Annotated in this window: 12 protein-coding genes; 7 read left to right on the top strand and 5 right to left on the bottom strand. The window is 69.5% G+C overall.

The annotated features are described in order from the left end of the window. Positions 1-15: 15 nt before the first annotated feature. Together AC0IY1_RS10270 and AC0IY1_RS10265 are read left to right on the top strand one after the other, a co-directional pair. The gene (locus tag AC0IY1_RS10270; RefSeq protein ID WP_471769319.1) at positions 16-1,392 is read left to right on the top strand and encodes an aminotransferase class I/II-fold pyridoxal phosphate-dependent enzyme; all 1,377 of its coding nucleotides are present in this window, start codon (positions 16-18) and stop codon (positions 1,390-1,392) included. A gap of 298 nt (positions 1,393-1,690) precedes the next feature. Then, the gene (locus tag AC0IY1_RS10265) at positions 1,691-1,840 is read left to right on the top strand and encodes a hypothetical protein (RefSeq protein WP_471769318.1); all 150 of its coding nucleotides are present in this window, start codon (positions 1,691-1,693) and stop codon (positions 1,838-1,840) included. Positions 1,841-1,875: 35 nt separating this feature from the next. On the opposite strand, the gene AC0IY1_RS10260 is transcribed toward AC0IY1_RS10265, so the two are convergent. Next, positions 1,876-3,282, bottom strand: coding sequence for an Nramp family divalent metal transporter (locus AC0IY1_RS10260; protein WP_471769317.1), 1,407 nt, complete (start codon positions 3,280-3,282; stop codon positions 1,876-1,878). 134 nt (positions 3,283-3,416) lie between these two features. Beyond that, entirely contained in the window at positions 3,417-5,114 is a 1,698-nt protein-coding gene (locus AC0IY1_RS10255; protein ID WP_471769316.1) for a methyl-accepting chemotaxis protein, read from the bottom strand. 803 nt (positions 5,115-5,917) lie between these two features. Here AC0IY1_RS10255 and AC0IY1_RS10250 point away from each other — a divergent pair. Next, positions 5,918-6,940 carry a DUF2865 domain-containing protein gene (locus AC0IY1_RS10250; RefSeq protein ID WP_471769314.1) on the top strand — a complete coding sequence of 341 codons (1,023 nt, stop codon included), beginning with the start codon at positions 5,918-5,920 and terminating at the stop codon, positions 6,938-6,940. A 144-nt stretch (positions 6,941-7,084) separates the two neighbouring features. Further along, the gene (locus AC0IY1_RS10245; protein ID WP_471769312.1) at positions 7,085-8,002 is read left to right on the top strand and encodes an MBL fold metallo-hydrolase; all 918 of its coding nucleotides are present in this window, start codon (positions 7,085-7,087) and stop codon (positions 8,000-8,002) included. A 7-nt stretch (positions 8,003-8,009) separates the two neighbouring features. On the opposite strand, the gene AC0IY1_RS10240 is transcribed toward AC0IY1_RS10245, so the two are convergent. Next, a complete protein-coding gene (locus tag AC0IY1_RS10240) occupies positions 8,010-8,789 on the bottom strand; it encodes a DUF1499 domain-containing protein (protein WP_471769311.1) in 780 nt (259 codons plus the stop codon). A 164-nt stretch (positions 8,790-8,953) separates the two neighbouring features. Here AC0IY1_RS10240 and AC0IY1_RS10235 point away from each other — a divergent pair, with 164 nt between their 5' ends. After that, positions 8,954-9,433 (top strand): MarR family winged helix-turn-helix transcriptional regulator, encoded by a 480-nt coding sequence (locus AC0IY1_RS10235; protein WP_471769309.1) that lies wholly within the window; start codon positions 8,954-8,956, stop codon positions 9,431-9,433. Between the two features lie 76 nt (positions 9,434-9,509). Here AC0IY1_RS10235 and AC0IY1_RS10230 read toward each other — a convergent pair whose 3' ends face one another. Continuing rightward, entirely contained in the window at positions 9,510-10,238 is a 729-nt protein-coding gene (locus AC0IY1_RS10230; protein ID WP_471769308.1) for an HAD family hydrolase, read from the bottom strand. Continuing rightward, the gene (locus AC0IY1_RS10225) at positions 10,228-10,767 is read right to left on the bottom strand and encodes a hypothetical protein (protein ID WP_471769306.1); all 540 of its coding nucleotides are present in this window, start codon (positions 10,765-10,767) and stop codon (positions 10,228-10,230) included. Before AC0IY1_RS10225 ends, AC0IY1_RS10230 begins: the two co-directional genes overlap by 11 nt. Positions 10,768-10,869: 102 nt before the next feature. On the opposite strand from AC0IY1_RS10225, the gene AC0IY1_RS10220 reads away from it, so the two are divergent. Beyond that, entirely contained in the window at positions 10,870-12,267 is a 1,398-nt protein-coding gene (locus tag AC0IY1_RS10220; RefSeq protein ID WP_471769304.1) for an aminotransferase, read from the top strand. Between the two features lie 289 nt (positions 12,268-12,556). Next, a complete protein-coding gene (locus tag AC0IY1_RS10215) occupies positions 12,557-12,772 on the top strand; it encodes a hypothetical protein (protein ID WP_471769302.1) in 216 nt (71 codons plus the stop codon). The last annotated feature ends 149 nt before the right edge of the window (positions 12,773-12,921 follow it).

Below are 12,921 nucleotides of genomic sequence, written 5' to 3'. Positions count from 1 at the left end.
CTTGAGGCATGCCGCATGAGCAATTCCGCGAGACCCGACGGCGGACGCGCGGCCCTGGCGGGCTTCGTCACCAACCGCCTCGGGCGTAACGCAAACCGGCCGGCGCCGGCCCGTGCGGCCCAGCGCCCGTCGGGCGATGCGTCCGTGCAGAACTTCGAGTCGCTGCCGGGCTACCGGGAGCTGCGCCTTCAGCGCTCGGCGGCCGACCTGATCGGCCTCGGCAACCCCTTCTTCCGGGTGCACGAGACCAAGGCCGGCGCCACGACCCGCATCGCCGGCAAGTCGTTCGTCAATTTCTCGTCCTACGACTATCTCGGCCTCAACGGGCATCCCGACGTCAACGCCGCGGCGGCCCGTGCGATCGAGACCTACGGCACCTCGGCCTCTGCGAGTCGGATCGTGGCCGGCGAGCGACCGGGACACCTCTCCCTGGAAAAGGCCCTGGCCGACCACTACGACACCGAGGCCTGCGTGGTGATGGTGAGTGGCCACGCCACCAACGTCACGACGATCGGCGCCCTGCTGGAGCCGGGCGACGTGATCTTCCACGATTCCCTGAGCCACAACAGCATCGTCACCGGTGCCCAGCTCTCGGGGGCCCAGCGCCGCTCGTTCTCCCACAACGATCTCGACGCCCTGGAGACGCTGCTCGGCGCCACGCGCCACGAGCATCGCCGGGCGCTGATCGTGGTGGAAGGCCTCTACAGCATGGACGGCGATGCGCCGGACCTCGCGGCGCTCATCGCCCTGAAGCAGCGCTACGATGCCTGGCTGATGGTCGACGACGCGCACGGGCTCGGCGTCCTCGGGCGGACCGGCATCGGTCTCGCCGAGCATTGCGACGTCGATCCCCACGGGGTCGACATCTGGATGGGCACGCTCTCGAAGACCCTGTCCACCTGCGGCGGTTACGTCGCCGGACCGGCGGCGCTGATCGAGTACCTCAAGTGCACGGCCGGCGGCTTCATCTATAGCGTCGGCATCTCGCCGCCCCTCGCCGCCGCGGCCGAGACGGCGCTCGAGATCATGCATGCCGAACCGCACCGGGTGGAGCGCCTGCGCCAGAACGGTCACCTGTTCCTGTCCTGTGCGAAGAAGCACGGGCTCGACACGGGGACCAGCCTCGGCCTCGCGGTGATCCCCGTCATCGTCGGCGACTCCCTCAAGTCGGTGACGCTGTCGGACCGCCTCTTCAAGCGCGGCATCAACGTTCAGCCAATCATCCATCCGGCGGTGCCGGAGCGGGCGTCGCGCCTGCGCTTCTTCATCACCTCCGAGCATACGCCGGAGCAGATCCGCGAGACCGTGGATGCGGTCGCCGAGGAACTGGCGGCCATCGAGAAGGGTGGTTCGCTGATCGAGCAACTCATGGCCAAGCGCGGCAAGCCGTAGGCGGCGCCGGGGCGCGACGCCTGCGCCGTCCGGCGGGCCGTGAGAACCGCGTCGCAAGGAAATCGCGGCCCAGGAGAAGCAAGTCGCAAGAGAAACGGGTTGCAGGAGAATCGGCCTGCATGAGTTCTGGGCACCGGCGTCATCACGCCGGTGCTTTTTTGCGCGCTTCACACCGATGCGGCCGATTGCCCTCGACCCCTGAGCAGGAGACACTGAACTTGCTATCTCTGTCTCATCGCAACCGGAACCCGGCCCGGACTGCGACGTTCGTCCTCAGCCCGTCGGTCAGGAGCCCGTCATGAGACAATCGACTGTCGCCTCCATCGTGCGACGTCTGATCAAAACCGTCGCCGAGGCGAGCCGCTCGCTGATCGGTGCGATCCTCGAAGGCCCGATGCCCGCGCCCCAGCCGGTTCCCGTGCGCGTCCGCGCCGACCGTCGCCGTTGAGGCCCTTTCCTTGAAATCGACGTGGTGCGGCGCCGTCAGGCGCCCATCACGGTGTCGAACAGAAGCCTCCCGTTCAGCACGACGATGACCGCCGCGATGGCCCAGGACAGGATCTTGAGCCATGGCCGAATCGTATGCGCGCCCATCTTCTGCCGGTCCGACACGAACCCGACCAGGGGGATGACGGCGAAGGGGAGCTGCATTGACAGCACCACCTGACTCAGCACGAGCAGCTTCGCCGTGCCCTGCTCGCCGTAGAGCGCGGTCACACCCACCACCGGCACGATCGCGATCGCGCGTGTGATCAGGCGTCGGGCCCAGTCGGGGATGTGGAGGCGCAGGAATCCTTCCATCACGATCTGGCCGGCCAGCGTCGCCGTGACGGTGGAGTTGAGGCCCGAGGCCAGCAGGGCCACCGCGAACAGCGTCGAGGCGATCCCGGCACCGAGCAGAGGCGACAGCAGCTCGTAGGCCTGCTCGATCTCCTGAACGTCGGTGCGTCCCTGCGCATGGAACACCGAGGCGGCCATGATCAGGATCGCGGCATTGACGAACAGGGCGAGCATCAGGGCGATCGTCGAGTCGGCGACCGCGAAGCGGATCGCCCCGCGCCGGCCCTCCTCGGTACGCGGATAGGCGCGGGTCTGCACGATCGACGAGTGCAGGTAGAGGTTGTGGGGCATCACGGTGGCGCCGATGATGCCGATGGCGATGTAGAGCGCCGCCGGGTTCCGCACGATTTCGGATGAGGGCAGGAAGCCCACGAGCACCGCCTGGATCGGGGGTGCCGCGAGGGCGATCTGGATCCCGAAGCTGACGAAGATCACCGCCAGCAGGGCGATGACGAAGGCCTCGAGCGCGCGAAACCCCCGCCGCATCAGAAGCAGGATCAGGAAAACGTCGAGGGCCGTGAGCGTTGCCCCGACGACGAGGGGCAGGCCGAACAGAAGCTTGAGGGCGATGGCCGTCCCGATGACCTCGGCGAGGTCGCAGGCGATGATCGCCGCTTCACAGGCGAGCCATAAGACCAGGCTGATGGGGCGTGGGTAATGATCCCGGCAGGCCTGGGCGAGGTCGCGACCCGTGGCGATCCCGAGCCGGGCCGCGAGGGCCTGGAGCACGATGGCCATGAGATTGGACAGCAGGATGACCGAGAGCAGCGTGTATCCGAATTGCGCACCGCCGGCGATGTCGGTCGCCCAATTGCCGGGATCCATGTACCCGACCGAGACCATGTAGCCGGGGCCGATGAAGGCGAGCAGCCGACGCAGCCAGGTGCCGGTCGCCTGGACCGGAACGCTGCCGTTCATCCGCCCGAGGCTCGGCTGGGCTCCCGTGTCCCGGCTGAAGCGCCAGGATCCTTCCGTGGGCGCCTGATGCGCCGGGGGACCCTCCGGTGCCGAGACGGGCCCCGGAGCCGTGAGATGTTCGTGTCGAGCCATGCGCACGCGTGTTTCCGGCAAGAGGACCGCCAGGCGCCTGCAGGCAGCCCACCGCGTTATAGCAGGGGCTATAAAAAGAGCAAACGGCTAAGTCGGCGTGTCCGCGATGCCGCGTCGTTTGGCTGCGCCGGCCGTCAGGATGCGAGGGCCTGCAGGTTGCGATCGATCTGCGCCACCCCGTGGGCCGCGGTCTGCATGCTCATGGAGATCTCCTGGGTGACGGCGCTCTGCTCCTCGACCGCAGACGCCACGCCGGTGACGAAACCGCGAACCACGTCGATCGCCTGTCCGATCGCCGTCAGGGAGGTGACGACGTCGCCGGAGACCGTCTGCATGGTCTTGATGTCCTCGGCGATGCGTGCGGTGGCGTTCGTGACCTGGTTGGAGAGGTTTTTGACCTCGCCGGCCACCACGGCGAAGCCGCGCCCCGCTTCGCCGGCCCGCGCCGCCTCGATCGTGGCGTTGAGGGCCAGGAGATTGATCTGTCCTCCGACACCCTGGATCAGTTGGACGATCCCGTTCATCGACGTGGCGGCGTCGGCGAGCTGGCCCGTCGACCGATCGGCCTTCTGGGCGCGCTCGTCCATCTCGTCCACCTCCTGGCGCGATCGGGCGAGGCTGCTGGCGATCTCGCCGATGGAGGCGTTCAATTCCTCGGCGGCCGAGGCCACCGTCTGGACGTTGACCAGGGTCTGCGACGAGGCGCTGGCCGCCTCGATCTGCGAGCGCATCCGCGCCGTGATATCGGTGGCGTACTTGACCACCTTGAACGGCGTGCCGCTCATGTCCAGGATCGGGTTGTAGGAGGCCTGGATCCAGACGATGCGGCCTCCCGCACCGACGCGCTGGAAGATGCCGCTCTGGAACTCGCCCCGGCGCAGGGCGGTCCAGAACGCGCCGTACTCCGCCGATGCCCCATAGCTCGGTTCGACGAACATGCGGTGGTGCTGACCCCGGATCTGGGCGAGATCGTAGCCCAGAACGGCCAGGAAGTTCGGGTTCGCATCCAGGACGTGCCCGGCGAGGTCGAAATGGATCACGCCCTGCGAGCGGCCGATCGCTTCCACCTGTCCCTGCAGCTCTGCCGTCCGCAGCCTCTCGGCCGTGATGTCGGTGGCGAACTTGACCACCTTGATCGGCCGCCCGGCCGGGTCGAGGATCGGGTTGTAGGTGGCCTGCAGCCAGATCGCCCGGCCGTCCTTGCCGACGCGCCGAAACTCGCCGCTCTGGAAGACGCCCTTGGCCAATCCCTCCCAGAAGACCCGGTAGGCAGCGCTGTCCCGCTCGGGGCCGTCGACGAACAGGCGATGATGCTGCCCCCTCACCTCTTCGAGGCTGTAGCCCACCACATCCAGGAAATTGCGATTGGCGCTCAGGATCGTTCCGTCGAGGTCGAACTCGATCACGCCCTGCGACCGGTCGATGGCTTCGATCTGGCTCAGGGTATCGGCGCTCCGCCGCTTCTCCTCCGTGATGTCGGTGGCGAATTTGACCACGCCGGTGACGCGACCGTCCCGACCCCGGATGGGATTGTAGGTCGCCTGCAACCAGATCTCGCGGCCGCCCTTGCCGATCCGTCTGTACTCGGCACGCTGGAATTCTCCCCCGGCCAGGGCGGCCCAGAAGGCTTTGTAGGCCGGGCTGTCCCGATCCGTTCCATCGACGAAGATGCGATGATGCTGGCCTTTGATCTCGGCGAGGTCATAGCCCACGGTCTTCAGGAAATTCTCGTTGGCGGCCACGATCGTGCCGTCGGGAAGGAACTCGATCACGGCCTGGGACCGGTCGAGCGCCTCGAGCTTCGCCGCGGTGCGGCTGTTGAAGAACGTCATGGGCAATCCTCGGCTGCGATGCGGTCCATTGCGATGCCGACAGCTCCGCGCCCTCCGTGGGGGCCGTGAGACGGGCCCTGCCACCGGTGAGGAAGCGCGGCGCGATTCCCCGGGGGAACGGTGTTGTCGACTCGACGATCCGGAACGCTCGACATCCCCTGTGGCCTGTTTCTGCTGCAGCCTCGCAAGAAGCCGCTGGCACTCTCACGGGTGCTCGCCGATGGAAGCGGACAAGGCTTAAGTCTGAATTAAAGCGCGGCTCAATTCCCTGTGATCAACCCGAAGATCTGTAATACAAGTCATTATCATACGTGAAATACGCACCAGGCATGTTGTCGGCTTTCACGAAGCATTACTCGTACTCTTCGCCCGTCGGGTTCGCCTCCCGCGGCTCCGGACCGATTGCGGTGAGGCGGTGTCGAAGGACTTCGCCGATGAGCGCAGGGCCGTCATCTTTCCCGAGACCGGGCTTGCCGTCGGCGGTGCCGTCCTGTGGTGGGGTTTCACTTCCGGGGACGCGGTCGGGCCCAGCGGATCCATCAGGCGATTGGCATGCATCACAAGTGATTGTTCCAGGGCGTGGCTGCGTCCCTCACGGAAGGTCCAGGCCGCAAGCGGCGAAGGAAAGGGCCGCCGCCGCGCGGGGCCCCGGACCGTCCAGGGCGCCGAAGCATCGTCCGCGCGTGCCCGTCTCGGTGGTTTGCCGCCGTTGCGCCTCGTCCGTGATGATGCGTACGTGGGGACGCCGCGGCCTGAGCGATGCGGCCCAGATGATCAGAGCGACGGAATCGGAGCCGGCGGGTATGAAGTGGCAGCGTCTCGCACCGGCCGGTACGCGACAGCAGATGGTCGCGACGGCGCTGGCTGGGCTCCTGCTGGGCCTCGGTGGGGTCACGGCGGGGACGACGATGGTCAAGGCCTCGGAACAGGGGGGCCTCTTCAACTTCCTCGAGACGCTGTTCCGCGAGCCGGCCCCGGCTCCGGCGGCATCGCTGCCGGCGCGCCGGCGCGGGCATTACGTGTCCCTTCCCGACGCCCGGCGGGTGAGCGCCGTGCGGCCCCTGCGCCAGACTCCGCGCCCCGTCGTCGAGGCGACGGCGACCCGGCAGATCCGAGCCCGGCGCACCCGGGCTCCGGCCGCGGTCGGGCCGATGGCGGCGGGTCCCGTCGGCCCGGCCCGCACCGCGTTGGGCGCCCGCACCGTCTGCGTGCGATCCTGCGACGGCTACGTCTTCCCCCTCGGACGCCTCGGCGCCCGATCCGATCTGCCGGTCCACGAGGCCGCCTGCGCGGCGGCCTGCCCGAACACCCCGACGCGGCTCTTCACCTTAGGAGGCGGAGAAACCGAACTCGACCGTGCCGTCGGCCTCGACGGACAGCCCTACCGCAGCCTTGCGGTGGCCAACCTCTATCGCACGAAGCGCGTGGAGCATTGCAGCTGTCAGCCCGACCAGGGTGTGGCCTCGCCGCTGTCGATCCTCCAGGACATGACCGCGCGCGCCGGCGACGTCGTCGCCACCGAGGCGAGTGCGGCCGTCGTGACGCCGCTCCGCGCCGGCGGCTTCACCGTCGTCGACTTCCGTGAGGCGCGCGGCCTGTCGCGCCGGGCGCGGCGCGACATCAACGCCAAGGTCGACGTGGTCCGCCGTGAGGCCGATGCCCGCGCCCTCCGCCAGGGTGTCCGCAGCGCAGATCGGGCGCCCCGCATCCGCGTGGCGGCCTCCGCCGGCTTCGAGCCGGTGCCGCCGCCGATCGAAGTCGAGCCGCGCTTCGTTCCAGCCCGGGCGCCGACCCGGGTCGTGATGGCCTCGCCCTTCGTCTACTAGGGCGGCCGCCCCCCCGTTTCGCCTTTGGAAGCGGCCGCCGCCCGTCCCTCGTCTATAGAAGCGGCCGCCGGCCGCCTGCGGGGCGTTGTCCCTGCACCGGCGATGGCTTAGGGCGGGTTCGATCCCACGCGCTCAGGAGCCCCGATGAGCGAGACGCCGTCCGATCCTGATTTCGACCGGGCTCCGCCTCCGAGCGGTGAGACGGTCCGGCTCTCGCCCCTGGTCCGGCGGCGGATCGCACCGAACGGCGGACCGTTCACGGCCACCGGGACCTGCAGCTACCTCGTCGGCGACGAGGCGGTCGCCATCATCGATCCCGGTCCGGCGGACGAGGCGCACATCGCGGCGCTCGTCGCGGCCTGCGCCGGGGCACCCGTGACGGCCATCCTGGTGACCCATACCCACCGGGATCACTCGCCGGGCGCCCGGCTGCTCCGGGCCCGCACGGGAGCGCCGATCCTCGGCTGCGGTCCGCACCGGGCGGCGCGCAGCCTGGGCGCGGGCGAGATCGCCCCGCTCGATGCCAGCGCCGACCGGGACCATGTCCCCGACCGGGCCTTGCGCATGGGCGACACCGTCGCGGGGCCGGGCTGGACCCTGGAGGCCCTGGAGACCCCGGGCCACACCATGAACCACCTCGCCTTCGCCCTGCAGGAGGAAGCGGCCCTGTTCTCGGGCGACCACGTCATGGCGTGGTCGACCACCATCGTGGCGCCCCCCGACGGCGCGATGCGCGCCTACATGGCGTCCCTCGAGGCCCTGCGCGACCGCGACGAGACGATCTACTGGCCGGGTCACGGCGGACCGGTCCGCGAGCCGCGCCGCTTCGTGCGGGGCCTCGCCACCCACCGTCGCCAGCGCGAGAGCGCGATCCGCCACCGCCTGGAGGCGGGCGACCGGGACATCCGCGCCATCGTCGCGTCGATCTACCAGGGCCTGAGCCCCGCCCTGCGCGGGGCGGCGGCCCTGTCGGTCTTCGCCCACCTCGAGGATCTGGTCGAACGCGGGATGGTGCGGAGCGACGGCCCGCCCCGGCTCGACAGCCGCTACAGGCCGGCCTGACGCCCGTTCACTTCACCGCGATGGCGAGGTTGGCGACTTCGTCCAGGTAGGCCCGGATGCGGTCGGCGTTGCTGCCGAGGTCCCGCGTCCCGAGGCGCGAGGCCGAGCGGACATCGATGCGGGCCCCGTCCGCCCGCGGATGGACCCGCACGGTGACGTCATCCGCAAGGTTGAGGATGGGACCGCGCGACACCGCCTCGATGCGGCCGTTCCCGACACGGCCGCCGGGGCGGATCGCCTCGACGATCTGCCAGCGGCGGTTCACGGCCGCCTTGCGCGCGAGCTCGAAGGCCTCGTCGGCATCGAGGTCGAGGGTCAGCGGCGCGATCTGCGGATAGGCCGCGCGCTGGGCGGTCCGGGCGGCGGGGCCCGGATCGGGCGGATAGCGGCCATCGCGGGCGGCGAAGGCGGTGCGGGAGCGCGAGAAGGCCGGGGGATTGTCGGTGTCGGTCGTCACGTCCGCGATCGCCGGAAGCCTCACGGCCCGCAGGGCGGCGTAGGCCGGATAGGCGAGGACGAGGCTCGCCAGGAACAGGCCCGCCAGGGCCGCCCCGAGGCCCCGCGCACCTTCGCGCCAGACCCGCACGAAGGCCACGAGAGCGAGGAGCACCGCGACGACCGCCAGCACGAGACCGGCGCCGAGGGTCGCCAGGGCCGGGCCGGCCTCGGCGCGCGGATCGCGCACCAGCAGGAGGGCGAACAGGCTGACGAGGAGCGCCAGCACCGCAACGGTCCGCGAGATCGGGCCGGCGCGGGTGATCGGATCTTCGTAGGGCAGACGACGCATGCTGTGACGAGATTCGCTGTCCGGAAGATCCGCGGGGCCGTGCGTTGGGAGCTTTACCGGTCCGCGCTCCCCGGCGCCACCCGGGCCGTGCATCGCGAAGCTTCCGGGAGTGGCGCCGTCTCTGCTATAGCCGCCCGACGATGCCCGCGCCCCCACCCACTCCGATGCCCGCCGAGGCTGCCGATCCTCTGCGGGTCTGGTTTCGCTTCATCCGCCTCAACCGGCGGGTGACCGCGGCGATGGCCGGGGAATTGCGCGGATTGGGCTTGTCGATCCCGCAATTCGATGCCCTCTCGACGCTCACCGAGCGCGAGGGCATGACGCAGCAGGACCTCGCGGCGCGGCTCTACGTCACCAAGGGCAACGTCTCCGGGCTGATCGATCGTCTCGTCGAAGCCGGCCTCGTCGAGCGTCGTCCGATCCCGGGCGACCGGCGCTCGCACGCCCTCTACCTCACCGCCGCGGGAGCGGACCTCGCCACGCGGGGGATCGTGGCGCAGAAGGCGTATGTGGCCCGCACCCTCGGGCAGTTGCCGGCGCAGGACATCGTGGATTTCGAGCGCCTCGTGCTGCGGTGGCGCGATCTGGCCCGGGCGCAGCCGGTCACGGGCGAAGCCGGCGAGGGTCTGTCAGGCTCATCCTGAGCCGGACGGACCGGTGATCCCTGCCTTGACGTTTGTCGTATCGGGCGAACCGGTTCCCGCTGATCCCGGACAACCGCTAGAGCCCGAGGAGCGCCGGCAGGTCCGCCGCCGAGTCGAGGATGACGTCGGCCAGGGGGGCCATCGCGTCCCGGGCTGCGGGGCCCAGCGGTCCGCTCAGCACCGCGATCGCGATCGCCCCGGCGGCGCGGGCGGCCATGAGGTCGTAGGGCGAATCCCCCACCATGGCGATCCGGTTCGCGGGCCATCCGAGGGAGTCGGCGAAGGCGGCGACCATTCCGGGCTGCGGCTTGGCGCCATGACCGGAATCATAGCCCACCACGAAGGCGCAGTGCGACGCGAGGCCGAGGGCGGCGCATTGGGCCCGCGCCGAGGCCTCGGCGTCGTTGGTGGCGATCCCGAGGGCGAAGCCGCCGGCGACGAGGCATGCGGCGAGGTCCGACGGTGACCCGATCGGCGTGAGCGCCGCGAGGCCGGCCGCGCGGAACAGCGCGTCCATCTCGGCGTAGAGCGCTGGGCCGGCGGGCCGGTCCAGAACCTCGGCCCAGAGGGGGCCGTAGCCGGCCGAGGAGCCGGCGATGAGCGGCGAGGTCGGCGCGAAGCGCTGGCCGACCTCGTCGTAGTGGCTCACCCGCATGAGGGCCTCGAGCCGCGACCGGTCGCCGCCCGACAGCGCGGTCATCACCGAATAGGCGGCCGGTCCCCAGGTCCGGTCGAAATCCACCAGCGTCCCGTCCTTGTCGAACAGGATGCCGCGGATCGTCGTCCCCAGGGTCTCAGGCCGCATCGCGGACCTTCTCGACCTCGATCACCACGCCCTGCGGGGTCATGCGCTCGCGCGCCACCATGCGGTCCCCCGGCTCGAAGGCGCCGAGAGGCACGTCGCGGTCGGGCAGCACCACGGTGGTGGTCTTGTTCAGATGGACCAGGACGTGGCGTTTCTGGGCCAGGGACGACACGGCCCAGCGCTTGAGCTGGCCGTAATAGGGTTCGCGTCGCCAGGCATTCGGCTGGCCTGGATCCACCTGCACGTTCATGTGCCGCGAGACCGGGTCGAGGCTCAGCACCATCTTGGCGCGTTCGGGCTTCCATTCCGGGCCGAGCCAGGCTTCGGTCATCCAGAGGCAGTGGAAGGCACGGCAATGATCGGGCCGGGTCGCGTGGATGGCGCAGCCCCGACCCTGCCTGGTGTGCCGGCACCATTGCCCGGCAACGGACTCCACCGCCGGCACGTCGTAGACCTTGCAGCAGAGGGTGCAGGTTCCGCAGGCGCGGCCGGGGGCGGGGTGGGCCACGATGGTTGCGGGGTCGAGCATGGGTTCGGGTCCGGTTGCGACGACGCGCGGGTTTCTACGGCGGGCGCCCCTCGTTACAGTCTCGCACCCATGTCGGCCATCAGCCAACCGTCAGGCAAAAATATGCTCTCGAACCTCGCGACCCGCGACGTCGAAACCCTGATCCATCCCTACACCAACCTGGAGACCTTTCGCGAGACGGGTCCGCTGGTCATCGAGCGTGGCCACGGGGTCTGGGTCTACGACAGCGACGGCCGACCCTATCTCGAGGGCATGGCCGGGCTGTGGTGCACGGCGCTCGGCTATTCCAACGAGGAGCTGGTGGAGGCGGCCAGCGAGCAGATGTCGCGCCTGCCCTTCACGCACCTGTTTTCGGGGCGGAGTCACGACCCGGCGATCGAGCTGGCCGAGACCCTGAAGGAGCTCATGCCGGTGCCGACCTCGAAGATCTTCTTCACCTCGTCGGGGTCCGAGGCCAACGATACCCAGGTCAAGCTGACCTGGTACATGAACAACGCGCTCGGCCGACCGCGCAAGAAGAAGATCCTCTCGCACATCAAGGGCTACCACGGCGTCACGGTGGCCACCGCCTCGATGACCGGCCTGCCCGCCAACCACGCCGACTGGGACCTGCCGCTGCCGGGATTCCTGCATGTGGGCTGCCCGCACCATTACCGCTTCGGGCAGGAGGGGGAGAGCGAGGAGGCCTTCACCACCCGCCTCGCCGCCGAGCTGGAGGCGGTGATCCTCCGCGAGGGCCCCGAGACCGTCGCAGCCTTCGTGGCCGAGCCGGTGCTCGGTGCCGGCGGTGCCATCCTCCCGCCCGCGGGCTACTACGCCAAGATCCAGGCCGTGCTCGACCGGCACGACGTGCGCTTCATCGCCGACGAGGTGATCTGCGGGTTCGGGCGGCTCGGCACCTGGTTCGGATCCGAGGCGATGGGTATGCGGCCCGACAGCCTCTCCTTCGCCAAGGCACTGACCTCCGGCTACCTCCCGCTCGGCGGCATCTCCGTCGACGAGCCGCTCTACCGCCTGATGGTGCAGCAGAGCGCCAAGCTCGGGACCTTCGGGCACGGCACCACCTATTCGGGGCACCCCGTCGCCTGCGCGGTCGCCCTCAAGACCATCGCGATCTACAAGCGCGACCGCATCGTCGAGGGGGTCGCCGAGAAAGCGCCGCAGTTCCAGGCGCGCCTGGCGGCCCTCGGCGATCATCCCCTCGTGGGTGAGGCGCGCGGGATCGGACTCATCGGCGGCATCGAGCTCGTGGCCGACAAGGCGTCCCGGCGGCAATACGAACCGAAGGCCGGTGTGGCGGCTCGGGTGGTCGCCTTCGCCCAGGCCGAGGGGCTGATCGTGCGTTTCCTCGCCGGGGACCGCGTCGCGGTTTGCCCGCCTCTGGTGATCGCACCGTCCGAGATCGACACCCTGTTCGATCGCCTGACGCGCGCCCTCGACCGGACTGCGGCCTGGATCGCCGAGCAGAAGCTCGAGGCCGCGCCGCTCCGCGAAGCGTGAGGGTCGAGACGGCACTGCGAAGGTCTTCTTCGCAGTGCATGATGTCTTTTGCGCCGCAAAACTGTCGCTGCTTAAGTGTTGTAGCGCTCGGTAAGCGTCTTGATTTACGCTTTGGTCGAGGGATCGTGAGCGCCTTAAGCTTTCATTCAGGTCGGCCGCGGCTGTATGGTCTTCACGTCGCTCGACAGGCGTCCGGGTCAAACCATTGGGTGCCCGCGAGACGTTCATCGCTCAGGATTCAGCACGAGACCCTGACCGAAGCTGTCGAGCACAACAGGACACTGGTGATATGCATCCGCGCCAACAGACTTCAGGCACCGCTCGACGCTCCGATCGCTCGACCATCATCGTCGATCATCAGGCCGAGACGTTCCGGCCCGTTGCGCTTCCGGCCCTGGCGGCGGCCGTGCAGGCCGTGTCCACGGCGCAGAAGTCGGCCCGGACGGGGCTCCTGAGCGGCACACGCTCGGCGCGCTTCGAGCACGAGGACACGCCCCTCGCCTGACCGACCGGGGTGGGTTGCGTCGCCGGGCGCGAATCCACCGCAGCGGTCTTCCTTCCTCGACGCCGCGGGCCTATCCGTCACCGCGCCTGCGGCACGCTCCTCGCTTTCGTCATCTTTTGTGGCGAGAGGGACGCACCGCGCCCGTCGCG

The organism is Methylobacterium sp. AC690 (assembly GCF_979256535.1).
Note: the sequence above shows the minus strand (reverse complement) of the source record. Positions and strands in the feature narration are given on the sequence as shown.

Coding starts and splice junctions, on each gene's coding strand:
- AC0IY1_RS10220 (WP_471769304.1), top strand. CDS start 10,870: ATGCTCTCGAACCTCGCGACCCGCGACGTCGAAACCCTGATCCATCCC.
- AC0IY1_RS10260 (WP_471769317.1), bottom strand. CDS start 3,282: ATGGCTCGACACGAACATCTCACGGCTCCGGGGCCCGTCTCGGCACCG.
- AC0IY1_RS10250 (WP_471769314.1), top strand. CDS start 5,918: ATGAAGTGGCAGCGTCTCGCACCGGCCGGTACGCGACAGCAGATGGTC.
- AC0IY1_RS10255 (WP_471769316.1), bottom strand. CDS start 5,114: ATGACGTTCTTCAACAGCCGCACCGCGGCGAAGCTCGAGGCGCTCGAC.
- AC0IY1_RS10265 (WP_471769318.1), top strand. CDS start 1,691: ATGAGACAATCGACTGTCGCCTCCATCGTGCGACGTCTGATCAAAACC.
- AC0IY1_RS10215 (WP_471769302.1), top strand. CDS start 12,557: ATGCATCCGCGCCAACAGACTTCAGGCACCGCTCGACGCTCCGATCGC.
- AC0IY1_RS10240 (WP_471769311.1), bottom strand. CDS start 8,789: ATGCGTCGTCTGCCCTACGAAGATCCGATCACCCGCGCCGGCCCGATC.
- AC0IY1_RS10245 (WP_471769312.1), top strand. CDS start 7,085: ATGAGCGAGACGCCGTCCGATCCTGATTTCGACCGGGCTCCGCCTCCG.
- AC0IY1_RS10235 (WP_471769309.1), top strand. CDS start 8,954: ATGCCCGCCGAGGCTGCCGATCCTCTGCGGGTCTGGTTTCGCTTCATC.
- AC0IY1_RS10225 (WP_471769306.1), bottom strand. CDS start 10,767: ATGCTCGACCCCGCAACCATCGTGGCCCACCCCGCCCCCGGCCGCGCC.
- AC0IY1_RS10270 (WP_471769319.1), top strand. CDS start 16: ATGAGCAATTCCGCGAGACCCGACGGCGGACGCGCGGCCCTGGCGGGC.
- AC0IY1_RS10230 (WP_471769308.1), bottom strand. CDS start 10,238: ATGCGGCCTGAGACCCTGGGGACGACGATCCGCGGCATCCTGTTCGAC.